Below are 25,013 nucleotides of genomic sequence, written 5' to 3' on the forward strand. Positions count from 1 at the left end.
CCCGGCGCCTGCCCCAACCGCACTCGAGAAAGGGACAACGATGTCCGACCAGATCTATCTCTACATCGCTCTCGGCATATACTTCGCCGCGATGATCGCGATCGGCGTCTTCGCTGCGCGCAAGACCACCGATCACGAGGACTACATGCTCGGCGGCCGCAATCTCCCGGCATGGGTCGCGGCGCTGAGCGCGGGCGCCTCCGACATGTCGGGCTGGCTCATCATGGGTCTGCCCGGCGCGATCTACGCGGCGGGCCTCATCGAGGGATGGATCGCCATCGGGCTCACCATCGGCGCCTACCTGAACTGGCGACTGGTCGCGCCGAGGCTGCGCGCCTACACCCAGGTCTCGAACAACTCGATCACGATCCCGAGCTTCTTCGAGAACCGGTTGCGCGACAAGACCCGCATTCTCCGCGTGGCCTCGAGCGTCATCATCCTGGTGTTCTTCACCCTCTACATCTCGTCGGGCATGGTGGCCGGCGGCAAGTTCTTCGAGAGCTCGTTCGGTTCGAGTTATCTGCTCGGCATGGGGCTCGTCTCCGTCGTCACGCTCGCGTACACCCTGTTCGGCGGATTCCTCGGCGCCTCGTTCACCGACGTAGTGCAGGGCCTGATGCTGGTCATCGCCGTGGTCATCGTGCCCGTCTTCGCCGTCGTCGCCGTGGGCGGCTTCGGCGAGGCCACCGCGCTCATCTCGTCGCTGCACCCCGATCATTTCAACCTCTTCGGGGGCGAGGGCCTCACGAGCGTGACCATCCTCAGCATCGCCTCGGGGCTCGCCTGGGGCCTCGGCTACTTCGGCCAGCCTCACATCATCGTGCGCTTCATGGCTCTGCGCACCCCGTCCGATGCCAGGACCGGTCGTCGCATCGGCATCACCTGGCAGATCGTCTCGCTCGCCGGAGCCGTGTTCGCCGGCCTCATCGGCGTCGCCTACGTCGCGAAGAACAACATCGACCTGAGCGACCCCGAGACCGTGCTGCTGATGATGTCCCAGACGCTGCTGCATCCCCTGGTCGCCGGCCTCGTGCTCGCGGCCGTGCTCGCGGCGATCATGAGCACGTTCTCGAGCCAGCTCATCGTCTGCTCCTCCGCTCTCGTCGAGGATCTCTACAAGGTGGTGCGGAAGACGCCTCCCTCGCAGAAGTCGCTCGTCGTGCTCGGGCGCCTCTGCGTGCTCGCGGTCGCCATCGTCGCCGCGATCCTCGCCCTCGTGCCGAACGACACCGTACTGGGCCTCGTCAGCTTCGCCTGGGCGGGCTTCGGAGCCGCGTTCGGCCCGATCGTGCTGCTGAGCCTCTACTGGCGCAAGCTCACCAACTGGGGCGCCCTCGCCGGTATGGTGTCCGGCGCGGCGACCGTCTTCATCTGGAAGGCTCTCGGCACCGGCCTCTACGAGCTGCTCCCGAGCTTCGTCGTCGGCATGCTGGTGGCCGTCGTCGTCAGCCTCGCCACGTACAGGCGGAACGAGGAGATCGAGCAGGAGTTCACCGACACCGGCGCGATGGTCGTCGTCGGCCGGTAGTTCCACGCCGAGCCCGGTTTCGTCCCCTGAGCCTGTCGAAGGGCCGAAACCGGGCTCTTGTCCCTGCGGCAAGCTCAGGGAACGGGCGCAGGCTCGGGGACGGGCGCAGGCTCGGGGACGAGCGCGCGGCGCGTCAACCGAGGCGGCGCAGCGTGACCTCGAGAGTGCCGATCACCAGACGCTCGGTCACGGGAGCCTCGCGGTTCACCTCGAGCGGCAGCTGATCGCCGTGTTCGTCGACGAGGGCGACGCCGTTGGTCGAATCGAGATCCTCGATGGTCCAGGTCTCGTCGACACGGCGCAGTCGAGCGTGCGACTTCGAGAGCGTGCGCGTGGGGTCGACGATCTGCAGCACCGCGCTGCCGTTCCTGGGCAGGGGTTTGCGCCCCACCACGACGTCGTCGCCGCGGAGTTCGAGCACCTCGCCGTCGGGGAGTTCGAGACCCCATCGCGACCGACGGGGCACCACGACCGTGCGGTCGAGGTCTTCTTCGCTCGCGGCGTCGGTCGCCGACTCGGCGAATACCGTTCCGGCCGATGCTGCGGGCGCGTCCACCGTCTCGCCGAACTCGTCCTCCGCGGGTTCATCCTCCGCTCGGTGCGTGGCGGCCCGTGGCGCGGGATCGGTGCTCTGCTCGGGGTTCGAATCGAAGATGGAGGGGCGCACCGTTGAGAAGGACTCCTGCGAGTCGGACTCCTGCCCGGCGGCCGACGGCTCGGGAGCGACAACCGGCGGCACCACCGCGGGCGGTGCCTGCTGCGGGGCAGCCGGGGCGGGCGGAGCAGCCGGCGGAGACGCGGGCGGCGTAGCGGCCGCCGGCGGAGCCGCGGGCACCGGCCTCGGGTTCGACTCCTCGATGCTCGGCCAGGCGAACGGCCTCGCCGGCTCCTCGGCGCCGAGGAGCGGGGCCTGGCGCCGCTGGAAGTCCTCCTGGGCGAGACGCTCGTAATGGCCGGCGGTGGTGCGGCTGAACCCCCACTCGTCGCCCGGCTGCGGCGGCTGCGGCTCACCGACGCTCGGCGCCCCTGCCTGCGGATCGTCGGGCCGCGGTGCGAACCGCTGCGGCTCGCCGGGCTGCTGCCAAGGCTGCACCGGCTCCGGGAACGCCTGAGAACCGGCCTCCGGCATGGCGTACGATCCTGCCTGCTCCGACCCCGCCTGCAGCTGCGGCGCGACCGGCTGCGGGGGCGCGTACATCGGGGCGGGCGCGGCGTACTCACCAGGTACGGCGTACCCGCCCTGGGCCGGGTACGCGGCGGGGTCGTACCCCGCGCCGGGGCGCTCGGCGTCGATCGCGCTGGTCAGCACCATCGCCCACGCGGGGGCCAGCAAGGCTCCCAGCACCGTGTACCCGCCGCCCTTGCCGTGCTCGGTGTTGAGCCGGTGGATCGCGATCACCGACACCACGTAGGCCACCAGCGAAAGGCCGGGGATGAGGCCGAACAGCACGAGCCAGCCGGGCAGGCCGCCGCGCTGCACGAGCTGCCACTGGTTCCACACCGGGATCCAACCGTGCGTCGAGGGCAGTCCGATGCGCGGGAACAGCACCGAGAGCGACCACAGGTACCAGATGTAGAAGGCGATGGCGAAGAACAGCCCGACGAGGATCGCGAGCATCACCGCTGGCCCGAAGAACGGAGCAGGCGTGTACGTCATGCCGATGATCGGGAGGACGTCGAGGCTCAGATGGGTCGAGGGCATGTGCTCCTGCTTTCCAGACGCAAGTATTGCGGCATCAACACTGCATAACGATATCCGCGGCTGTGCTGCGACGCAAAGGTTCGCCGCGTACGCTATCCGCGCTCTTCCGTCTCCCTCGCCGTCCGATTCGTCCGTTTCACCCGAAGGCGAGCACCGCCACGAGCCAGAGACCGAGAACCGACAGGGCCGTGGTCACGGCGTAGGCGATGATCGTGATGGTGCGGGATCGCCTCGCCCGCTTGGCCAGGGACGGCAGCGGCGGTCTCTCGACCACGGGTTGCGCGGTCGCGCTCGGGGCCGGTCCGATCCGTCGTTGCACCGCATCGGGCACGGGCGCATCGCCCCGCTGCGTCGCGCTGCGCGGGCCGTAGACGGGTGCGGGCACGCCACGCCACGGTTCTGGATCGGCCGCGGGCTCCGACGCTCCGCGCACGGAGCGCTTCCGCGCAGAGGGCTGCCGACCGGCGATCACGGTCTCGTCGCCGGGCGGAGCGCCATCGGGACCATCGACCGATGCTGCTCCGTCGCCGTGCCGGGCTGTGGCGGCTCGTCTCGGCACCACGACGGTTTTGTCGTGCGGATCCTCGGGTTCGCCCCGCCGTTCGGGCTTCACGACGCCGGCCTCGTCACATCGAGGGTGGTCTCGTCCACCTCGTCATCGTCCGCGGGACCGACGCCGGCTTCAGGCCCGGCCCCGGTTCCACCCCCGCCCGAGCCGACGCCGAACCCCGAGCCGTCCGAGAGCGTGTCGACCACGACCACGGTCACGTTGTCGCGACCGCCGGCCTCGCAGGCGCGCCGCACCAGCTCGTCGGCCACCGAGTCGGGGCGCCCTCCCACGGTGAGCACCGCACGCAGTTCCTCGTCGTCGACCTCCGAGGTCAGCCCGTCCGAGCAGATCAGCAGCCGCAGCCCCGTGCGCAACGGCAGCAGCCAGCCGTCGTGGCGCGAGTCGTCGGATCCGAGGGCCCGCGTGATCACGTTGCGGGGCGCGAGCTCGGCGTCCTCGTATCCGGCTGCGGCGAGCTCGGCGTAGAGCGAGTGGTCCGACGTGATCTGCGAGAGGCTCGCGCCGCGATGCTGGTAGACGCGCGAGTCGCCCACGTTGATCACGTACCAGTGCGGTGCGCCCCGGTGCTCCACGAGCACGACGCCGGTGAGGGTGCAGCCGGCGCCCCGCTCGTCTCCGCGCGAGATCACGTCGACGGCGGCCCTGGCCCTGTCGAGCGCGGCGTCGACGTCGGCGACCTCGAGCGGCCGGCTGCCGCCGAGCGCGGCGAGCTCCGCGAACGCGGCGATCGCGGCCGCACTCGCGAGATCGCCCGCGGCGTGCCCGCCCATGCCGTCGGCCACCACGAACACGGGCTGCTGCGCGAGCGCCAGATCCTCGTTGATGCTTCGCCGCAGGCCGACGTCCGTGCGCGCGGCCGCCGCGATCACCGGAGGCCCCGCGGTTGCCCGGGTCACCGTCTCGTTCATCCGCTCAAGCCTCCCCCGGGCGGCGTCCTGCGCCGCCCCGCTCCGATTCCGTACGAGCGCAGCGAGTACGCCGCGCGAAGTCTTGTCATCATTCCCGTGCCGGCTGCGCGCTCAGCATGATCCGCTTCGGCGGCCCGCCACAGCTGGTCGGCCGTGCCCGCGTCGATGCCGTGCGGCGAGAAGACCGCGCGATCCACCTGGGCGGCGGCCCAGCGCGCGGGCGCCGTGCTCAGTCCCTCCGCGATCTCGCTGCGGGTCGCGCCGGCCGGCACCGCCGCACCGAGGTCGACCGCCCGATCCAGCATCTCCTCCCAGGCGCCGATGGCTCGCAGCTCGGGCACCGGCTCGGCGCGCCTGCGGCGAGCGCGGAGGCGCTTCGCGAGAGGGAGGAAGAGCAGAGGTGCGGCGAGCAGCACGAGAGCGGCGAGCGACAGGCCGACGGCGCGCAGCACGGGCCACAGATCGGACGCACCGGGTGCCGGCGCCTCGGATTCGCCGCTCTCGCCCTGCTCGCCGAGGCCCACCGGAGGATCGACCTCGCGGGCGTCGCGCTCCTCGGGCTCGGTCGGGAACTCGGGCAGCCGCTCGCCCTGTTCCAGGCGCTCGGGGCGCTGCTCGACCTGCGGTGTGACGTCGATGGGCACCCACTCCCCGCGATCCCCCCGGGCCTCGATCCAGGCCGCGAGATGCTCCCCCGTGCACTCGCCGGTGCAGGACGGAACGCCGTCCACGCCTGCCTCGCCTCGATCCCCGTCTCCCTCGCTCAGCCGCACCCCGACGACCGCGCGGGCTTCGTAGCCGAGCGCCCTGGCGATGAGCACCGCGGCCGCCGCGAACTGCTCGTCATCGCCGATGCCGGCGACGAGCTGCTCGGGTCGCGCCCCGTCGCCCGCGGCGATCTGCTGAGCGTTGAGCTGCTCGAAGAGCACCTCGATGCGCGCCAGGGAGTGCCCTCCGGGGCTCGATTCGAACTGCGTGCCGTAACGCTCGCCGAGCCGTTCGAGCCACAGGCGCTCACCGTCGGCGTCGCTCATGGAGTGGCTGAGGTAGCCGCGCTGCCGCAGCCGGTCGATGAGCTCGATGAGCCCGGCCGCGCTGTCGGGCTGCTGCTGCCGCTCGATCCACGCGCCGAGTTCGGGGGCGGCCTCGGTGTCGAAGAGCGGGGCGCCGGGTTCTCCGAGGCTGTCGATGCCGGGATCGGCGGCGGTCTGCATCTGGGCGGAGTAGACGTCGCCCTCTGCGAGCCCCGCGGTGCGCCCGTCCGCGGAGCCGGAGGCGGATCCCGCCGCAGGACCCCCCACCGCGTCGGCGCTGCCCGTCGCACCGGCGACACGGCCCGCGCCACCCGGCACCGCCACCGCGGCGCCCGTCTCGCGGTTCACGTAGAACGCGTCGGCGAGCTCGGCGGAGCGGTCGCCCGAGAACTCGGGCGGGCTGCCGAGCGGCGCGGTCGGCGCCCAGATATCGGAGTACCCCGATCCGATCCGTACCGTGACGCGCTCGGCGGCCGAGATCGCACCGCCGCTCGGGAAGCGGGTGAACCGGGCGGCGGCATCGTCGCCGACGTGGAAGTCGACACCGTCGTAGGTGTCGAGCACGGCGAGCCTCAGGCGCTCCGGGAGCGCACCGCTCGACTCGACCGTGAAGAGCGTCGCGTCGAGCGCATCGTCGCGCTTGAACCCGCGGTAGGAGGCCAGGGGGCTGGGACGCTCGCGCACGACGATCTCGGGGTCGACGCGGTCGCGGGGCACGGCGCGTGCTCCGGTGTCGAGCACCGGGGCGAACGCGCCGCCGGCGACGAGCGCTACGACCACGATGCCGGCGCCCACGAGCGTCCGCGCGCGCCTGCCCCCGCCGAGGGAGGATCCGTCCGCGGCGCGGCCGAGCCTGAGCGCGGCACGCCGATCCTCCCCCGAGACGAGCCCGATCCACACCGCCGCCAGCGCGGCCGCGGCCAGCCACAGGCCGATCTCGCGGGGAGCAGCGATCGCGAGCGCGCCGATGTGCAGAGGCGCGCTCACCTGCGAGGCCCCGAACACGGTGCCGAAGGCGACGGGCGCGAGCAGCGGGACGGCGGCGAAGGTCGCCGCGCGTGAGCTCCGACGCGCGAGGATTCCCACGAGCAGCGCCGAGAGCAGGAACACGACGTAGACCGGCACGAGCACCGTGCGGTAGACGCCGACTGGCAGCGTCAGTGTGAGCAGCTGCTTCCACCCGAGGGCGACCGCGGCGAGGCCGTCGAGCAGACCGCGCAGCGGGCCGAGCGCGCCCTGAGGAGGCATCGCCTCGGGCACCGCGACCGGCACGACCGTGAGCGCGAAGACGCCGAGCGCGAGCGCGGCGACCACCACGGGGCTCAGGCGGAACCGCTCGCGCACCCACGCGATGCCGGTGCCGAGAACCAGTGCGGCGACCGCGACGGCCCAGAGCCACGACGTGCGGTAGATCGGCCACGCCGCCCACACGCCGAGCCCGAGGGCCGCCGCCGCGGCCGCCGTCCCAAGGATCGAGCGGGCCGCCGAGCCCGGGAGCGAGCGGGCCGCCGCGCGCTTCACAGCGAGCTCCTGAGCATCAGCTGCGGTAGATCGGCGAGCGCCCCCACCGTGAGCACGGTGAGGGGATCGATGCGCTGCGCGCGCGGCTCGGCGTGCAGCTCGCAGCGCACCGCCAGCACGTGCACATCGGGGGCGAACACGATCGCGGCTCTGCGGATCCGCGTCAGGTCGGCCGCGGATCCCACGACCAGCGCAACGATCGACAGCGGGCGGCGGGACTGCGCGAGCCCCCGAGCGAGGACCTCGAACGGTGCGCCCTCGGTGACCGCCTCGAGCTCGGCCCACGCGTCGAGCAGCTGCTGCGGATCGCGGGACGGCAGCTCCTCGAGCCCGTCGACGCTGGGGCGCATCCGGCCGGGCGCCCAGGCGGAGGCGACGAAGCGCTCGCGCCCCTCGCGCACGGCCTGCACCGAGACGGACGCGGCGACGCTCACCGCGAGCTCGAACTCGTCGTCGCTCCGATACTCCCCGCGGATCGCGTCGAAGAGCACCGCGACGCGCGCGGTCTGCGACTCTTCGTACTGCCGCACCATCAGCGTTCCCGTCTTGGCGGTCGACTTCCAGTGCACGTGCCGCATGGCGTCGCCGGTGGCGTACTCGCGCACGGCGTAGAACGAGAGGTCGGAGTCGGTGAGGCGGCGGGTCGATGCGCCCTCCAGGTCGCGCACGAGACCCGCGGAGTTCTGGGGCAGCGGCGCGAGGGCCGGGTGCACGTGCACGAGGTGTCGCTCGGGCCAGGTTACCTCCCGGCGCAGCAGGCCCACCGGGTCCCTGCGCGCGACGGTGAGCGGCCCGACCGCGACCACGCCGCGGCGCACCGCGGGCACCTGCACGGGCAGCTCGATCTCCGCGCCCGGGCCGATGAACGGCACCGCGAGTTCGCGCAGAGCGGGCCCCACGGGCAGTTCCGCGACCGCGGGCAGCGCAGGCCGCGATCCCCCGTTCTCCACGATCACCCGCACCTGCACCCGACCGCCGACGGTCACACTGCGTCGGTCGAGCACGATGCGCACGCGATAGGCCCGGCTGCCGATGAGGAACGGCAGCGCGACGAGCAGCAGCACGCCGCCCGCGACGGCCGCGAACCAGGCCTCCACCCACGAGAGCGCGCCGCCGAGCACCGCGCCGGCCACCGTCATCGCGAGTACGAACCAGCCGAGCGGTGTGACGGCCTGCGCGGCGCCCCGCCAGGCCAGGGAGATGCCGCGCCGCGTTCGCCGCCACCACCTGCGCGCGACGAGGCGCCGCCTCCGGGTGGGATCCAGCGCGCGCGTCGAGGTGCGCGTCTCGCCGAGGCGAGCCGATGTGCGGGTGCCGCGCGTGCTCCGCGTACCGCGCGTCGCGGTGCGGAACAGGCGGCTGCGGGTGTGCTCGCTCACGCCGTGCCGTTCTCCCGCGGCACCGGGGTGTCGATGAGGATCTGTCCGATCACGGCCTCCGCCGTGACGCCGTCGAACTCGGCCTCGGGTTCGAGCACGAGGCGGTGCGCGAGCACCGGGATGGCGAGCTCGCGCACATCGTCAGGGGTGACGAAGGAACGGCCGGCCACGAGCGCCCACGCGGAGGCCATGCGCACGAGCGAGAGCGCGCCTCGCACGCTGGCGCCGAGGCGCACCTCGCTCGCGCGGCGGCTCGCCTCGACGAGCTGCGAGACGTAGGAGGCGATGAGCGGACTCACCGATACGGAGCGCGCGAACCGCTGCAGCTGGGAGAGCGTGCCAGTGCCCATCACGGCGGGCACCTCGGGGGTGCGCGCGATCTGCTGCAGGATACGCATCATGGCCGCGTCGTCGGGGTAGCCGATCGAGGTCTTGATCATGAATCGGTCGAGCTGGGCCTCGGGCAGCCGATAGGTGCCGGCCTGCTCGACGGGGTTCTGGGTCGCGATCACGAGGAAGGGCTCGTGCACGCGATGGGTCTGCCCGTCGACCGTCACCTGGTGCTCCTCCATCACCTCGAGCAGCGCCGACTGCGTCTTCGGGCTCGCCCGGTTGATCTCGTCGGCCAGCACCACGTTCGCGAAGACCGGCCCCGCGTGGAACTCGAATACGCCCTGCTTCTGGTCGTACACGGTGATGCCGGTGACGTCTCCCGGCAGCAGGTCGGGGGTGAACTGGATGCGAGACGAGGTGCCGTGCATGGTCTTCGCGAGCGCGCGGGCCAGGGCGGTCTTGCCGGTTCCGGGCACGTCCTCGAGCAGCACATGGCCGCCCGCCATCGCCGTGGCGATCACCAGCTCGATCACGCGGCGCTTGCCCTGGATCGCCAGCTCCATCGCGTCGGCGACGGTGCGCACGGCCTCGCTCGCCCAGCGCGCGCGGTCGTCCGTGAGCGGATCGCTCGCGTCCGCGGCGCCTCGCTCGCGGATCTGGTCGCGGATCGGCTGCTGCTCGGGTGTCATCTGCGGTTCCTTCTGGTCACGGCGTTAGCTGGTACGGGGAGGGGGATCGGGATCGCGGATCAGGGATCGCCCCGCGGTTCGCCGCCGGTGTCGGCTCCACCGCCCTCGGCTCCGGCGTCCGATCCGGCATCGGACCCGGCGTCTGATCCGGCATCGGACCCGGCGTCGGACCCGCCCGGATCCGGCGGCGGATCGCAGACCTTGCCGGTGAAGATCGCCGGCTCGTAGTCGGTCGACCAGCTCACCAGCACGTCGTTGGTGCCCGACAGCGAATAGGAGGGTGTCGCCCCGGGCTTGCCGTCGATCGAGAAGCGCGAACCCCACCGGCTCGGGTCGGATGCCGGATCGATGCATCCGCCGCCCTTCCAGGAGACGGTGAAGGGGGTCTTGCCCCGCGGCGGGCCCACGGTGGCCGCGTCGACGGAGCAGCGGTTTCCGCCGTCGACGCACTGCCGCGCGCGCGCATCGGGACGGCTCGGCGTGACCTCCGAGACGGGCACGTCCCAGACGATGGTGCCGCCCTCGACCGTGACCATGGCGGTCTCGTCAGGGGCGACGGCCCCGTACGTCACCGAGGTCTCGGAGTTCGCCGGGCTCGGAACGGAGCTGATGGTGTACCGGGCTTCGTTCGGAGCGGGTACCGCGCCACCGGTGAAGATGGAGTTCGTGCCGATAGCGGCGGTGCGGCCGAAGCTGTTGCTCGCGCAGACCGCGCCCGTGAAGTACGTGAACGGGGGAAGCCGGTCGCCGCTCTTCGTCGATCCGGTGCAGTCGGGGGCGGTGCGCCCCTCCTGCAGACCGAAGTCGAACACGAGTTCATCGCCGCCGCCCCGCTCGAACCCCGCGGTATCGAACAGCCACCCTGTCTCATTCGCCCCCGTCGCGGTCAGCAGCGCGCTCCGGGGCGCCGCCGGCGCCCCGACCGGCGTGACCTTCGCGGAGTTCGCCGCGCCGCGCCCCCCGTCCTGCCCCGTGTAGCCGGGCGGGATCATCCCCGGCCGGTCGGCGGCGACGACTCTGAGGACGTGCGGCTGTCCCGCGGAAAGCTCGTAGACGCCGTCGCCCGCGATCGGCGTCTCGACTCCGTCGATCGTGAGCACGCGCACCGCGGCGCGGCTCTCGCCGATCGTCGCTCGGACGCGGCCGCGGTCCGAGCGGGTGTTCTCGGGCCACTCCACGGCCTCGGCGGTGATGGAGGGCGGAGCCGGGGGCACGTACGCCCAGGTCTGCGCCCCACCCGCGCTCCGCTCCGACGCGCCCACCTCGTTCACGGCCCGCGCGAAGTAGGTGCGCCGCTCCCCGGGCTCGAGACCCGAGACCGTGCAGGTGGCCTGACTGCCCGCGAGCGAGCAGCTGCCGACCGGCTCGCCCCCGCCGGTCAGCAGTTCCACGCCGGTCACGGCGGGATGCGATGCCTCGCCGCTCAGCCGCACGGAGAGCGCGACGCTGCTGCCGTCGGCGCTCAGGGGCGCGACCCCGACCGGCGCGCGCGGAACGCCCCGCGCGTCGAGTTCGATGCGCCCCTGACCGGTGCGCCCCTGAGCATCGCTCACGGTGTAGACGGCGGTGCACTCGCCGCCGGGGCCGCCGTCGCCGCGCGGCCAGCTCGCGCTCACACCGTCGCCGGAGATCCGCAGCGAGGCTACCGCGCAGCCGCTCCCATCGATCGATTCGAGCTTCAGACCGCCGCCCTTCTTGCCCGCGAAGGGGTCATGCTCGCCGGGTGCGCCGATCAGCTGCGCCCCGCAGGCCGATCCGACGGTGCAGTTCAGCGCCACCGAGGCCCCTCGCGGCGAGTCCTTCGCGGCAGTGCCCACGCGCAGTGCGAGCGGGGCGCTGCTCCCCTCGCCGCCCGCCACGCTCACGACGAGCGCATCCTCGCGGCCGGGCACGGCGTCGGCGCGGGCCTCCACCTCGAGCTGCGACCCCCTCTGCTGCACCTCGAAACGGTCTCCGCCCCCGCTCACAGAGAACCGCAGGCTCCCGAGGTCGCCCTCGCGGCCTCCCTGCCAGCGCACCATGTCGGTGAGGTCGATCGTCTGCGACGCTCCGGGCGCGACGGTTCTCGTGAGGGGCTCGAGCTCGGCGACCGGCTCATCCGGCACGATCTGCACCGGCACCGCCAGCTGCGTCCACGCGCGCTGCTCGACCAGCTTCACCGAGATCAGGCAGCTATCGCCCCAGGGGCCGTCCTCGCCCGCCGTGTAGCGCAGGCTCGCGGCGCTCGTCGCCTCGCAGGATGCCTGATCCCTCCGCACGGGGAACGCGCCGACGCGGAACTCCGCGCGGTCGCCGCTCGCGAGATCCACCAGGTCGGCGAGCCGCGCGTCGACCGACTCGCCCTCGTCGACGCTCAGCGGACCGATACCCGGTTTCAGGGTGAGCCGCAGTTCGTCGAGCGGCGGGACCACCAGGAAGCCGAAGCTCCGCACCTCTGCACCGCTCGCGTCCTCGCCGGCGAGCTCGAACGGTACGAGATCGCCCTCGGCCCGGTACTCGCCCGAGATGCGCGAGCCGCCCACCGAGAAGCGATCCTCTGCGCTCCCCCAGATCGAGAGCCGCAACTCACTCGGGTCGCCCGCGGCCCACCGCACCCGGTCGGTCACGACGTCGACGCCCCCGCGCTCCAGCTCGACGCGGTCGCGCGCCGACAGCACCGTGTCCTGCACGACCGGCGCCTGCTGGCCCACCCTCGACGAGACCTGCACCACGATCAGCCCGTCCGCGGTGCTCGACGACTCGGTCGAGCGGACCGTGTACCGGTACGAGACCGTGCCGATCTCGTCGCCGGCCCGCACCACCACCCGGCCCTCCTCCATCTGCGACAGGTCGAGCCGCTGCTGCAGATCGCGATACAGCTCGGAACCCTCACCGCCGGGCACGTTCGGCACCACCTCGACGAGCTCGAGCCTGCCGCCGGCCGGGTCGGCATCGTTGTCGAGCGGCCGCACCACCGCGGGGTTCGCCGCCCCCTTCGTCATGCGCACGTAGTCACTGAAGGCGACGGGGGCTCGGGATCCGCCGGTCTCCGCCACCAGGATCACGCGCAGCCGGCCCTCGGCCTCGCCGCCGAACTCGTCGCGCACCGTGTAACCGAGCATCTCGACGCCCGGCTGCGCACCCGCCGACGCCTCGACCTGCACGGCCGCCGACCTCGACACCACCGAGGCCGTCACCTGCGCCCCCTCCGTCGCCTCGACGCCCACGAGCCGCACGCGATCCCCGTCGGGATCGACACCCGAGAGCGGCACCCGCACCGTGCTGCGCTCCCCGGGCGCGAGACGCACCGTGAGCGGCGCGGGCTGCGGATCCCGGTTGCCCTCGCGCGGCAGCACCGTCACGCGCACCTCGCCGACGTCGCTCGCCTCGGGGGTGCTCGCACCGTAGCCCGTGTAGGTGAGCGTGTAGGTGCCCGGATCACTCGGAGCCAGATACCGCAGCACGTTGCCCGAGGCGAAGGCGAGTTCGCCCTTCGTCCCCGAACCGCCGATCTGCGGGTGCAGCACGAGCCGCTGCCCGGGCGGCGCGACATCGTTGTCGAGCACGGGGATGTCTGCGACCGCGCCCGCCCGCACCGTGATGCTGTCGGCGACCGCGATCGCGCCGCCCTCGCTCGTCTCGGGCACCTGGAAGACGGTCAGCCGCGCCATCGCCACCCGACCGCCCTCCTCGACCGCGATATCTGCGGAGCCGATCCTGCCTGCCGCGCCGTCGGGGGTGCTGCCCGAGACCCGCACCTGCGCGTGATCCAGCACATCCGCGCTCAGCTCGCCGTCGACCACCGTCGCCGCGTTCACGATCAGCGCCCGGGAGTTCGCCCCCGGCACCGCATCGAGCACGTCGATCGTCGTATCCGCGAGCGGTCGCACGAACGCCCTGAGCGGCGGCAGCCCGAGTTCGGGGCGCGACTCGAGTGCGGTGACCCGCAGCATCCCCGTGATCTCGGCGTCCGTGCCCGTGTCCCGCGCCGTGATCGCCACGAGGATCGCACCCTGCTGGCTCGCGGTCACCTCGATCGTTCCCGCGGCGACGTTCACGCCGACGTCCGCGCTGCCGCTCTGCACGCGCGCGTCCGTGAGTGCGAAGGATCCCGAACCGCCCGTGATGCGACTCAGCGGGCGCACCACCGCGGGCTCGCCCACCACGGCCGTGCTCGCGATGGAGCCCATCTCGGCGCTGGCGCCCGAGCGGATCTGCACGACCAGGTCCCGCTCTGTCGCGTCGCCGCGGGCATCGGCCACCCGCACCCGCACCGCGACGTCACCGTCGGCGGCATTCGGGTCCGAGTGGCGCAGCGCGAGGCGGCCATCGCCCGAGACGAGCACGCGCACCGGATCCTCAGCATTCACCGCGCGGGCGCTCTCGAGCATCATCGGGTCACCCTCGGGGTCCACCCAGCCCTCGAGCCCCGGCAGCACGAGCGTGCCGCCCGGCGCGAGCTCCGGACTCGGCCACTCCCGCTGGCAGCCCTCGACCGGGCACCACTGCGGGGCGGAGTTCGCGTCGGGGTCGGCGACCGTCAGCGCGACGGTCGCCGGTTCGGAGACGTGCACGCCGTCCGTGATCCGGTACGAGAACGTCGCCGATCCGACCGCCTCCGCAGCCGGATGGACCACGATCGACTGGCCGTCGGGCAGCAGAGACACCGCGCCGAACTCGGGTGTCAGATCGTCGCCGAGACCGTCGGGCACGATCGTCAGCACGTCCTTGCGGTTCGGGTCGTAGTCGTTGAGCAGCACGGACAGCTGAGTCGGCTCGCCCGCGCGCACGCCGAACGAGTCGGCGACCGCGACCGGCGGCTCCTGCTCGGTCGCGTCGGCGACCACGACGGTGCCGCTGCGTTCCTTGGGCGGCTCGACGAGCGACCACTGCTCGATCGGGATCAGGCGTCCCTCCGGCAGCGTCCACATCATGCCCGTGCTCTGCTCCGAGAGCAGCCCGCTCGTGCCGTTCGAGCGGAACACCGGATCGGGCTGCCCCGGCAGCTCGACCGCGCCGTCGAGATCGAGAGGCCTCAGCCCCTCGGCCGACGACCACAGGCTCGCGCCGCTCGGGCCGAGCCAGGCGGCATAGCGATCCGCCCCCACCTGCATCGGCTGCGTCGGCACCCCGGCCGCCTCGGCGACGCGCTCGGCACCCTGCTCCGACACGCTCCACAGACCGGATCCATCGGCGACGAGCGCCTCCGAGCCCGCCCGGCCCGCACCTTCGGCACGCCCCGGGCTCGCACCGGCCGTACTCGCGCCCGCCGTGCTCGATGCCTGCAGCATGGCGTCGCCGACGACCCCGAACTCGACCGGTCGCCCCGAACCCTCGCGCCACAACCGGCCCGACTCGGCGTCGAACAGCACCCAGTCGCCCGCCACGATCGCGAGCTGGGCCCCCTCTCCCACGGCGGCCGGCGCCTCCTCCGTCTCCGTGAAACGGCCGAGCTTCACGTCGTACCAGCGCAGTTCGCCGGCCTCCGCCGAGAACATCACGAGACGCCCGTCCGCGTCGAGCGCGGCCGCGTCCGCCGCGAACCGCGATCCCGCGGCGTCGTCGGTCGCGGCATCGGTCTGACCGCCCCGCCCGTCGCCGGCGTCGCCCTCGGCCGGATCGGCTGAGGGATCGAGCAGCATCGGATCCGTGATCACCCCGCCCTCACCGGCGAAGCGCGAGAGGAAGACCTCCCCGTCGTCGGTTCTGAAAAGCACCGCGTCGCCGGCGACGACGGTGTCGCGGGTGCCGTCGGGAGCGCGCATCGCCGACGGCACCTCGCCGGATGCGGGCCCTGAATCCGCGTCCGATCCCGGATCCGCGTCCGGTCCCGAGCCCTCCGCCCCGGAGAGGACAGTCTCGGCGCTCTCCTGACCGCCATCGGCTCCGGCATCCTCGACGAGATCGCGCGGCATCGCGGGATCGATCGGCCAGACCCTGCCGTCGCCGTGGCTCAGCACCGCGCCCCGCGCCCCGGCCTGGATCACGCCGCTCGGCTCATCGACGCGTCGCACCGTATCGATCTCGGCGGTCAGCGTATTCACACGGGCGTACTGGCCCGAACTCCGCATCGCCCAGACCGAGGGCTCCTCGCGCGGCGTCTCGCGCGCGTCGTACCCCGCGGCGACCACCGCGATCGTCGCCAGCACCGCCAGCGCAGAGACGCCCGAGACCCAGGTCAGCAAGCGCGAGCGGCGGCTCTGCGCTCCCGGCGGTCTCCGCTGCGCACGTTCCCTCCGAGCCATCACCTACCGCCAAGCACACTGAACAGCGCGGCCGCCAGCAGCAGCACCCCCGCAGCCGAGGCCGCCCCGATGAGCGCCGGCCGCAGCGCCCCTCCCCGGCTGCTCCCGTCGGAGACCGCGCGCTCGCGCTCCATCTCGGCGCGCCTGCTCGCCCGGCCGTCGGCCTGCACCCGCGACACCACGGGGCCGCGTAGTACCGGGCTGTGCGCCGTGCCCTGCGCCGCCGGGCTGGGCGCAACCGGGCTGTGCGCCGCCGGAGACGAAGCGACCGGCGGCACCCACTCCGGGCGCACCACATCGAGCGGCGTCACGTCGTAGCCGTACAGGCGCTGCAACTGCTGCAGCGCCTCGCCGAACTGCTGCATCGTCGCGAACCGCTGCTCCGGACGCTTCGAAAGCGCGGCCGCCATCACGCCGTCGAACGCCTCGTAACCCTGCGCACCGGGCACGGGCCGGTATCTCGCCCGCATGATCCGATCGCTCATCGACTTGCGCGAGTCCTTCACGCCGTCATCCCGCGCGAACGGCGAGCGGCCCGCCGCGAACGTGTAGAGCGTCGCCGCGAGCGACCACACCTCGCTCGCCACCGTGCCGGCGGTCGACCGATCGATCACCTCGGGGGCGGCCCACGGGATCGACATCGCCTCGCTCGTGCCCGCGCCCCGCATCTGCCCGCGCAGGGACACGATCCCGAAGTCCGCGAGCACCGGTCGCCCGGTCGTGGCCAGCAGCACGTTCGACGGTTTGATGTCACGGTGCAGAATGCCGGCCCGATGCGCGGTCTCCAGCGCACCTGCCAGGCGCACCCCGGCGTCGATGACCTGGTCAAGCGGGATCGGGCGGCCGCCGTCGCGGTGGCGGAAGGATTCGGGGCAGAACTCCATCGCGATGTAGGGCCGACCATCGCTGGAGATACTCGCCGCGAAGATCGAGACGATCGACGGGTGGCTCGACAGACGCGCCATCGCGTCCGCTTCCGCGTCGAACGCCAGCCGGTCCTCGACGGACGCCGCCAGCGACGCGCTCCCCGTCAGCACCTTCACCGCGACCACGCGGCGCGGCATGTCCTGCTCGTACTGGTAGACCTGGGCGAACCCGCCGGATCCCAGCGGGCGAACATAGTTGAAACCCGAGATGAGCGGGGGTTTCGCCGCTGCCGCCTCAGGCATCGCCGATCGCGACGGAGGAGACGGCCCGCGAGAACATATCCCCAATGCTAAAGCACGAACGGCCCTCCCGCCGACAGGTGTCGGGGGAGGGCCGTTCGTGCTGTTCTACCGGCCTCGGCCGAATCGCTTACAGGCCCGAAACGTCGAGCGGGATGCCCGGGCCGAAGGTCGTCGAAACGGCGCCCTTCTGCACGTACTTGCCCTTGGCCGACGACGGCTTGAGACGCGAGATCTCGTCGAGCACCGAGGTGATGTTGTCGGTGAGCTGCTCGGCCGAGAACGAGGCCTTGCCGACGATGAAGTGCACGTTGGCGTGCTTGTCGACGCGGAACTCGATCTTGCCGCCCTTGATGTCCTCGACGGCCTTCGCCGTGTTGGGGGTGACGGTGCCGGTCTTGGGGTTCGGCATGAGGCCACGGGGGCCCAGCACCTTACCCAGACGGCCGACCTTGCCCATGAGCTCGGGGGTCGCGACAGCCGAATCGAAGTCGGTGTAGCCTGCGGCCACCTTCTCGATCAGCTCGTCGCCGCCGACCTCGTCGGCACCCGCGGCGATGGCGGCCTCAGCGGCAGCGCCGACCGCGAACACGATGACGCGCGCGGTCTTACCGGTGCCGTGGGGGAGGTTGACGGTGCCGCGCACCATCTGGTCGGCCTTGCGGGGATCCACACCGAGCTTGACGGCGACCTCGACGGTCGAGTCGGTCTTGGTGGAACCGGTCTCCTTCGCCAGGGCGACGGCCTCGGCGGGAGTGTAGAACTTGCCTGCCTGGATCTTCTCGGCAGCGGCGCGGTACGCCTTCGACTTCTGTGCCATGTGTCCTACCCCTTAGCCTTCGACCGTGATGCCCATGGAACGGGCGGTGCCGGCGATGATCTTCGATGCTGCGTCGAGGTCGTTCGCGTTGAGATCGGCCTGCTTCTGCTCGGCGATCGCGCGGACCTGCTCGGCGGTGACCTTCGCCACCTTGACGGTGTGCGGGGTGCCGGAGCCCTTCTGCACGCCCGCGGCCTTCTTCAGCAGCTCAGCCGCCGGAGGCGTCTTGAGCACGAAGGTGAACGAGCGATCCTCGTAGACCGTGATCTCGACGGGCACGATGTTGCCGCGCTGGGATTCCGTGGCCGCATTGTAGGCCTTGCAGAACTCCATGATGTTGACGCCGTGCTGACCCAGCGCGGGGCCCACGGGGGGCGCCGGGTTGGCTGCGCCGGCCGCGATCTGAAGCTTGATCAGACCGGTAACCTTCTTGGCCTTTGCCATGATTGTTTCCTTTCCTCGAGCCCGCGCGGTTGCGCGCGCTCTCCCGCCGTCCCGGCCGGTCCGGGATGCGGTGCGTGTCTGCGAGGATCGCGCACAGGGCGCGCGAAGACGCAAACCAGGTAAGTCTACCCGATCCGCGCCGGTTCCGCACCTGTGCCCGCGTCGCCTCACCGCCCCGCTCTCGGCGCACAGATCTGCCTTCCTGCACACCGAAATCGCGTATTCCATGTGTTTCAAGGCAGGTCTGTGCGCCTGACCACCACGACTACTCCGCCCACAGCTCGGCCTTCGACCCAGATCGCGCCGAGTTGTCCACATTCGCCCCTTATTCGACCACAGTCGACCGTCCGATCAAGCAGGCTGGCACGCATGAGCATCGAATACGACCTCCAGCGGTCGCACGGCGTCGCCCCGACTCGCGAAATCCTCCGTCTCGGGCACTCGAAGCACCGGGTCGGCCGAGCCGTCGCCGAGGGCCGCGTCACTCGCCCGCGGCGCGGGTGGATCGCCCTGCGCGACGCAGACCCCGACCTCCTATCGGCCGCCCGACACGGCGTCGTGCTCACCTGCGTGACCCAGGCCAAGCGTCTGGGGCTCTGGGTACTCGAGCACCGCGAGTTCCACGTCGGCGCGAAGCCCGGAGCGCACGTCGCGCCCGAAGTCGGGGTCGTGCACTGGCGACGTCCACTGATCCTGCGTCCGCCCGGCACGCTTATGGACCGGATCGAGAACGTGCTCGATCACGTCGCCCACTGCCAACCGCACGATGCGGCCCTTGCAGTATGGGACTCCGCGCTCCAGAAAGGACTGATCGACCACCCCGCGCTCTCAACGCTACCGCTGCGAGGGGCCTCCCGCGCGCTGCTCGACGAGTGCACGCCGTTCGCCGATTCCGGGTTGGAAACGCTCTTCCGCACCCGCTTCGGCTGGCTGAGGCTGCCGATCCGACAGCAATCGCACGCGCACGGTCACCGGGTGGACATTCGGATCGGGGATCGCCTGATCGTCCAGATCGACGGCCTCACACACACGGGTGCCCAGCGAGACGCCGACAACGTACACGACGCCCACCTCGGCACACGCGGGTACCACGTGATCCGCATCAGCTACCAACAGGTCGTCCATCGTTGGCATGAGGTAGAGGATCTCGTGCTCGATGCCGTCGCCCGCGGGCTCCACCGAGCACGATGACCGGCCGCACAGCGCAGATCTGCCGTGCGGCACACCAAATTTGCGATTTCGGTGTGCTGCACGGCAGATCTGCGCCTGAACGCGCGAACGCCCCGCGCTTCTGGAGAGAATGCGGGGCGTTCGAAGAGGGAGGATCAGACCATCTTGGTGACCTGGTCGAAGCTGAGCTCGACCGGGGTCTCGCGCTCGAAGAGCGAGACGAGCACCGTGAGCTTGCCCGCCGCGGGGTTGATCTCGCTGATCGTGCCGGGCAGACCCTCGAAGGAGCCCGACTTGATGGTGATGGTCTCGCCGATCTCGAAGTCGATCTCGACGTTGCCCTGAGCGGCGGCGTTGGCCGCGGCCTTACCCTTGGCGGCGGCGGCCGGCTCGAACTCGACGGTGCTCTTGAGCATCTCGAACGCCTCGTTGAGGCGCAGCGGCACCGGGTTGTGGGCGTTGCCCACGAAGCCGGTCACACCGGGGGTGTGACGCACGACCGACCAGGTGGTCTCGTTGAGGTTCATACGAACGAGCACGTAGCCGGGGATGCGCACGCGCGTCACCATCTTGCGCTGGCCGTTCTTGACCTCCATGACCTCTTCCATGGGGACCTGGATCTCGTAGATGTCATCCACGGCGCCCATGGTCTCGCGGCGGTTCCAGAGGTTCGACTTCACCTTGCGCTCGTATCCGGCGTAGGTGTGGATCACAAACCACTTGCCCGGGCGACGACGCAGATCCTTCTTGAAGGCCTTGTAGGGATCCTCGGCGGCCTCGGTCTCCTCCTCGACCTCCTCGTCGACGATCGCGCTGGCGGCCGCAGCCGCCTCCTCGGCGCTGTCGATGTCGAGCGCATCCTCCACCGCGGCGTCGGCGACCGGGTCGGTCGACTGCACCAGCGCATCGAGCGCCGCGTCGAGCTCGGCCTCGGGGTTGTTGTTCTCGCTCGTCATCTGTTCTTGCTTTCCTTGCTCGGGATTCGGGATCGGACGCTCGACCGTCAGGCGAGCGGCGTGCCGAAGATGAAGACGGTCACCCAGCCGAACGCCTGGTCGAGCACCCACACGAGGGCCATCATGATCAGCACGAACGCGATCACCACGAGGGTGAAGTTGACGAGCTCCTTGCGGGTCGGCGTGACGACCTTCTTCAGCTCGCCGATCACCTGCTGGATGAACAGGAAGATCCGACTGAACCAGTTGCGCTTCGCAGCGCGGTCGGCCTTGGCGCGCTCGACCAGACCGCCGCCGCTCTCCTCGACTTCACTGCTCACTCGCATGTCCTTTCAACTCTCCCGGCCAGTGCGCGAGCACCGATCGGGATCTGGCAGGGCGGACAGGACTCGAACCTGCAACCTGCGGTTTTGGAGACCGCTGCGCTACCAATTGCGCCACCGCCCTATGGATATCACGACTTTCGCCTTCCGCCCTGAGGGCATGAAAAATTATGGCGAAAGTCAATCACCGTGGATCACTCTACGCGATCCGGCCCGGCTTGTCGAACCGGCTCCCCGAGCATCGGCTCCACGATCACGCGCCCCGCCCCTGAGATCACTCTCCGAAACACCCCTGGGATCGCCCTCCGAAACACACCGGTGGGGTGCCGCAGCCGGTAGTCTGGACAGGTGACCAACATCTCCCGTCTCTCGAAGAAGATCGCCGCCATCGCCGAGTCCGCGACCCTCAAGGTCGACGCGAAGGCCAAGGCCCTGCAGGCCGAGGGCCGGCCCGTGATCAGCTACGCCGCAGGCGAGCCTGATTTCGCCACGCCGGCGCACATCGTCGACGCCGCACGCGCCGCCCTCGACGACCCGAAGAACTTCCGCTACACAGCCGCTACGGGCTTGCCCGAGCTGCGCGAGGCGATCGCCGCGAAGACCGCGCGCGACTCCGGCTGGGAGGTGCCCGCCGGCCAGGTCATCGTCACGAACGGCGGCAAGCAGGCGGTCTACCAGTCGTTCCAGGTGCTGCTCGATCCGGGCGACGAGGTGCTCGTGCCCGCGCCGTACTGGACCACCTACCCCGAGGCGATCCAGCTCGCCGACGGTGTGCCCGTCGAGGTGTTCGCCGGCGCCGATCAGGGCTACAAGGTGACCGTCGAGCAGCTCGAGGCCGCCCGCACCGAGCGCACCAAGGTGCTGCTGTTCGTCTCGCCCTCCAACCCGACGGGCGCCGTCTACTCCCCCGAGGAGACGCGCGCGATCGGCGAGTGGGCCGAGGCGAACGGGCTGTGGGTCGTCGCCGACGAGATCTACCAGAACCTGGTGTATGACGGGGTGCGCGCTGTCTCGATCGTCGAGGCCGTGCCCGCTCTGCAGGATCGCGCGATCCTCGTGAACGGGGTCGCTAAGACCTACGCGATGACCGGCTGGCGCCTCGGCTGGATGGTCGGCCCCGCCGACATCATGAAGGGCGCCGCGAACCTGCAGTCGCACCTCTGCTCGAATGTGAACAACATCGCCCAGCGTGCGGCCATCGCCGCCCTGAACGGCCCCCAGGAGCCGATCGAGCAGATGCGCCTCGCCTTCGACCGCCGCCGCAAGCTCATCGTCGAGGAGCTGAACCGCGTTCCCGGTTTCAACTGCCCCACCCCCGAGGGCGCGTTCTACGCCTATGTCGATGTCACCGGTGCGCTGGGTCGCGAGATCCGCGGAGTCACGCCGACCACGTCGCTCGAGCTCGCCGATCTGATCCTCTCGGAGGCCGAGGTCGCCGCGGTTCCCGGCGAGGCCTTCGGCCCGAGCGGCTACCTGCGATTCAGCTACGCGCTCGGCGATGAGGCGCTCGTCGAGGGCGTGCGTCGCATCCAGGTGCTGCTGAGCGAGTAGAGGATCGTCTGCGACCCTCCGACTCCTGAGCGGGCTCAGGAGTCGGAGGATCCACCCGGGGCCGGGCGCGGCTCGTGCACTGATACACCGACGCACTAAGGAGGCGGGTAGGATCGCGTGATCCTGCCCGCCTCCTCGTCTTGTGCGCCTCAGCGCAGCAGCAGCTCGATCCCGAAGTAGGAGAGGCACCCGAAGAGGGCTCCCCAGAGAACGATCGACACGATCTGCCACCCGATCACGGCGTTCTTCGACGCCCCGAAGCCGACCATCGCCGCCGAGGTGATCTGGCTCGGCAGCAGCGTCTGCCCGAGCAGCGAGACCCCGGGAACCCCGAAGCGGTCGAACATGCGCTTCAGCCGTTGCCGCTTCGGACTTGCCTCGACGTCGGCGGTGCCCCGCGTCTCACGCACCTTGCGTCGGGTCGCATGCACGCTCAGAACGAAGACGAGCATGGAGACGGCGTTGCCGGCGACGGCGGCCACGACGGCGACGACCGGGTGGAGGCCGATCGCGACGCCGATCACCGATCCGAAGTACGACTCGACGAACGGGATCATGGAGACGAGCGCGACCGCCAACCACTGCGCCCACTCCGGGAAGCCGGCCGCGAATTCCTGCAGTTGTTCGATCATCTCGTGCTCCCTGGTTCCGGTGTCGTGCGTGCGGGCCGGGCATGGCTTCCGCCCCTGCGTTCCAGGCTATTGAGGCGGTGAGCGGGGCGGATCCGCCGCCGGAATGAGATCGGGATCACGGCTCCGCCGCACGGGGGAATCCGTCGGGATGAGACAGAAGCCTCACCCCTCGGCGCGCCCGGGGCGCACGAGACCTGTCTCGTAGGCGAGCACGATCAGCGCGGCCCGGTCCCGAGCGCCGAGCTTCGCGAGCAGGCGGCTCACGTAGGTGCGCGCGGTCGCGGGGCTCAGGAACAGCTCGCGCGCGATCTCATCATTCGTGAGACCCCGCCCCACGAGCGCGAGCACCTCTGTCTCCCGCTCGCCGAGACCCGCCGGCAATTCGGTCGCCGGAACCGCCGGCGCCGCCGCCCGCATCACACGCGCCGTCACTGCCGGGTCAAGCAGGGAACCGCCGGCAGCGACGGTGCGGATCGCGGCTCGCAACTCGATCGGCGAGAGGTCCTTGAGCAGGTAGCCCGCGGCTCCGGATCGGATCGCGGCGAACAGCTCCGCATCGTCGTCGAAGGTGGTCAGCACGAGCACCCGTGTGCCCGAGAGCGCGGGATCCGTCGCGATCGCCTCCGTCGCCTCGACGCCGCCCATCACGGGCATGCTGAGGTCCATGAGCACGAGATCCGGCCGCAGCTCCCGGACCAGGCGAACCGCCTCGCGCCCGTTCACCGCTTCGCCGGCCACGGCGATGTCGCCGTCTCGCTCGACGAGCACCCGCAGACCGGCGCGCACCAGTTCCTGGTCGTCCGCGAGCACGACCTCGATCACGAGTCCTCCTCCAGTGGGAGTCGCGCGAGCACCGTGAACCCCGACCCCGGCGCCGTGCGCACGCCGAGCGAACCCCCGACGAGTTCGGCGCGCTCGCGCATGCCGGCGATCCCTGATCCCGATGCCTCGGCGTTCGCCGCCGCGCCCGCTCCGTCGTCCGCGACCTCGAGGCAGAGCGCCCCCTCGGAGATGCGCGCCATGATCCGCAGCGACAGGGCCTGCGCGTGCCGCAGGGCGTTCGTAGTGGCCTCGGTCAGGATGCGCCCGGCGATCTCGATGAGCTCGGGCCTCAGCTCCCCCGCAGCAGCATCGACTTCGGACTCGACACGCAGTCCCGCCGCCTCGGCGGTGCGCACGAGTGCGGCGACGCCGAGCGGATCCGGGCCGTCGGGCTCCCTGCGCAGGAGTCTCACCGCGGTGCGCAGCTCCCTCAGCGCCTCCGAGTTCGCCTCCCCGACGCGCACCAGCGCCTCCCGCACCGCCGAATCCCCGTCCGGGCCCAGCGCTTCAGACGCCACCGAGGCGTGCAGCGAGACCACCGTCAGCCGGTGCCCCACGGTGTCGTGCAGCTCGCGCGCGATACTGATCCGCTGTTCGGCCATGCGCTGCTCGGCCAGGTGCGCCTGCTCGGCCGCGACCAGCTCCGCGATCCGCGCCGCCTGCCGCTGGCGCTCGCGCGCCGACCGCGTCGCCGCCCCGAGCGCGATGGCCGCGGCGGCAAGGGCCACCTCGGTCACGTACTCGTAGCCCGTGAACCCGGCCGCGGGATCCTCGTCGGCCACCCGGTAGTAGGTGGCTACCGCGAGGAGCACGGCCGCTCCACCGACTGCCCATGGGGCGCGGCCCCTCGCCGCCGCGAGGTAGAGCGTGCCCGTCGCGGGCAGCACCATGCCGAGCGGCGGGAACCCCGCGGCGTAGTACCCGAAGATGCCGAGGATCGTGAGCGCCAGTGCCGTGCGCGGCAACCGTGCACCGAGCGCGGTGAGCGCCGCGAAGCCCGCGACCGCGAGGAACGCGCCGGGCGAGGCGCCCCTCCCGCCCGCGGCGAGGACGACCGTGCAGAGGACGAGCACGGCGACGCACGCGAATACCGTCTCCACGAAGTGGGAGCGCAACCGCGTCAGATCGGAGTCCATGATGTCAGCCTATGCACCGGATGCATCCGGCGCGCCCCTCAGGGGTCGATCCGCCTCTTCCGTCGCCCAGGAGCGACTCGAGGTGTCGCCTCGGGACGACCGCG

The 25,013-nt window shown here is 71.4% G+C and carries 18 protein-coding genes and 1 tRNA gene; 3 read left to right on the forward strand and 16 right to left on the reverse strand.

Annotated features, from left to right (window positions below; translation table 11 throughout):
• Positions 1–40: 40 nt before the first annotated feature.
• The gene (gene putP / locus AC0KXF_RS10795) at positions 41–1,528 is read left to right on the forward strand and encodes a sodium/proline symporter PutP (protein WP_473109189.1); all 1,488 of its coding nucleotides are present in this window, start codon (positions 41–43) and stop codon (positions 1,526–1,528) included.
• Positions 1,529–1,661: 133 nt separating this feature from the next.
• Here putP and AC0KXF_RS10800 read toward each other — a convergent pair whose 3' ends face one another.
• The 10 genes from AC0KXF_RS10800 to rplK all read right to left on the reverse strand — a co-directional run bounded on the left by AC0KXF_RS10800 (position 1,662) and on the right by rplK (position 18,319).
• Positions 1,662–3,230, reverse strand: a complete 1,569-nt coding sequence (locus AC0KXF_RS10800) for a DUF5684 domain-containing protein (protein WP_473109190.1) — start codon at positions 3,228–3,230, stop codon at positions 1,662–1,664.
• A 136-nt stretch (positions 3,231–3,366) separates the two neighbouring features.
• The gene (locus tag AC0KXF_RS10805; RefSeq protein WP_473109191.1) at positions 3,367–3,843 is read right to left on the reverse strand and encodes a hypothetical protein; all 477 of its coding nucleotides are present in this window, start codon (positions 3,841–3,843) and stop codon (positions 3,367–3,369) included.
• Positions 3,840–4,709, reverse strand: a complete 870-nt coding sequence (locus AC0KXF_RS10810) for a PP2C family protein-serine/threonine phosphatase (protein WP_473109192.1) — start codon at positions 4,707–4,709, stop codon at positions 3,840–3,842. Before AC0KXF_RS10810 ends, AC0KXF_RS10805 begins: the two co-directional genes overlap by 4 nt.
• Complete coding sequence (locus AC0KXF_RS10815; protein WP_473109193.1) at positions 4,706–7,264, reverse strand: TgpA N-terminal domain-containing protein; 2,559 nt, start codon at positions 7,262–7,264, stop codon at positions 4,706–4,708. The genes AC0KXF_RS10810 and AC0KXF_RS10815 overlap by 4 nt, the downstream gene beginning before the upstream one ends.
• Positions 7,261–8,643 (reverse strand): DUF58 domain-containing protein, encoded by a 1,383-nt coding sequence (locus tag AC0KXF_RS10820; protein ID WP_473109194.1) that lies wholly within the window; start codon positions 8,641–8,643, stop codon positions 7,261–7,263. The genes AC0KXF_RS10815 and AC0KXF_RS10820 overlap by 4 nt, the downstream gene beginning before the upstream one ends.
• Complete coding sequence (locus tag AC0KXF_RS10825; protein ID WP_473109195.1) at positions 8,640–9,665, reverse strand: AAA family ATPase; 1,026 nt, start codon at positions 9,663–9,665, stop codon at positions 8,640–8,642. Before AC0KXF_RS10825 ends, AC0KXF_RS10820 begins: the two co-directional genes overlap by 4 nt.
• A 59-nt stretch (positions 9,666–9,724) precedes the next feature.
• Positions 9,725–15,889 (reverse strand): Ig-like domain-containing protein, encoded by a 6,165-nt coding sequence (locus tag AC0KXF_RS10830; RefSeq protein WP_473109196.1) that lies wholly within the window; start codon positions 15,887–15,889, stop codon positions 9,725–9,727.
• Complete coding sequence (locus AC0KXF_RS10835) at positions 15,889–17,058, reverse strand: serine/threonine-protein kinase (protein WP_473109197.1); 1,170 nt, start codon at positions 17,056–17,058, stop codon at positions 15,889–15,891. The genes AC0KXF_RS10830 and AC0KXF_RS10835 overlap by 1 nt, the downstream gene beginning before the upstream one ends.
• Before the next feature lie 127 nt (positions 17,059–17,185).
• On the reverse strand, positions 17,186–17,875 hold the full coding sequence (rplA, locus tag AC0KXF_RS10840; protein ID WP_473109198.1) for a 50S ribosomal protein L1: 690 nt from the start codon (positions 17,873–17,875) through the stop codon (positions 17,186–17,188).
• A 12-nt stretch (positions 17,876–17,887) separates the two neighbouring features.
• Positions 17,888–18,319, reverse strand: coding sequence for a 50S ribosomal protein L11 (gene rplK / locus AC0KXF_RS10845; RefSeq protein WP_017884363.1), 432 nt, complete (start codon positions 18,317–18,319; stop codon positions 17,888–17,890).
• Positions 18,320–18,688: 369 nt separating this feature from the next.
• Between rplK and AC0KXF_RS10850 the strand changes: the two genes are divergently transcribed.
• Complete coding sequence (locus AC0KXF_RS10850) at positions 18,689–19,510, forward strand: DUF559 domain-containing protein (protein ID WP_473109199.1); 822 nt, start codon at positions 18,689–18,691, stop codon at positions 19,508–19,510.
• Positions 19,511–19,644: 134 nt separating this feature from the next.
• On the opposite strand, the gene nusG is transcribed toward AC0KXF_RS10850, so the two are convergent.
• The 3 genes from nusG to AC0KXF_RS10865 form a co-directional block, all read right to left on the reverse strand.
• The gene (gene nusG / locus AC0KXF_RS10855) at positions 19,645–20,445 is read right to left on the reverse strand and encodes a transcription termination/antitermination protein NusG (RefSeq protein ID WP_223042986.1); all 801 of its coding nucleotides are present in this window, start codon (positions 20,443–20,445) and stop codon (positions 19,645–19,647) included.
• Positions 20,446–20,492: 47 nt separating this feature from the next.
• Complete coding sequence (gene secE / locus AC0KXF_RS10860) at positions 20,493–20,765, reverse strand: preprotein translocase subunit SecE (RefSeq protein WP_255572606.1); 273 nt, start codon at positions 20,763–20,765, stop codon at positions 20,493–20,495.
• 51 nt (positions 20,766–20,816) lie between these two features.
• A tRNA-Trp gene (locus AC0KXF_RS10865) sits at positions 20,817–20,892 on the reverse strand.
• A gap of 224 nt (positions 20,893–21,116) precedes the next feature.
• On the opposite strand from AC0KXF_RS10865, the gene AC0KXF_RS10870 reads away from it, so the two are divergent.
• A complete protein-coding gene (locus tag AC0KXF_RS10870; RefSeq protein WP_473109200.1) occupies positions 21,117–22,319 on the forward strand; it encodes a pyridoxal phosphate-dependent aminotransferase in 1,203 nt (400 codons plus the stop codon).
• Positions 22,320–22,468: 149 nt separating this feature from the next.
• On the opposite strand, the gene AC0KXF_RS10875 is transcribed toward AC0KXF_RS10870, so the two are convergent.
• From AC0KXF_RS10875 to AC0KXF_RS10885, 3 genes are all read right to left on the reverse strand, one after another.
• Positions 22,469–22,951: a hypothetical protein gene (locus AC0KXF_RS10875; protein ID WP_473109201.1), complete on the reverse strand. Its 483-nt coding sequence runs from the start codon at positions 22,949–22,951 to the stop codon at positions 22,469–22,471.
• 162 nt (positions 22,952–23,113) lie between these two features.
• Positions 23,114–23,773: a response regulator gene (locus AC0KXF_RS10880; RefSeq protein ID WP_473109202.1), complete on the reverse strand. Its 660-nt coding sequence runs from the start codon at positions 23,771–23,773 to the stop codon at positions 23,114–23,116.
• Positions 23,770–24,909 (reverse strand): sensor histidine kinase, encoded by a 1,140-nt coding sequence (locus AC0KXF_RS10885; protein ID WP_473109203.1) that lies wholly within the window; start codon positions 24,907–24,909, stop codon positions 23,770–23,772. The genes AC0KXF_RS10880 and AC0KXF_RS10885 overlap by 4 nt, the downstream gene beginning before the upstream one ends.
• Positions 24,910–25,013 lie beyond the last annotated feature (104 nt).

The sequence above is a fragment of the Leucobacter holotrichiae genome (assembly GCF_055791005.1).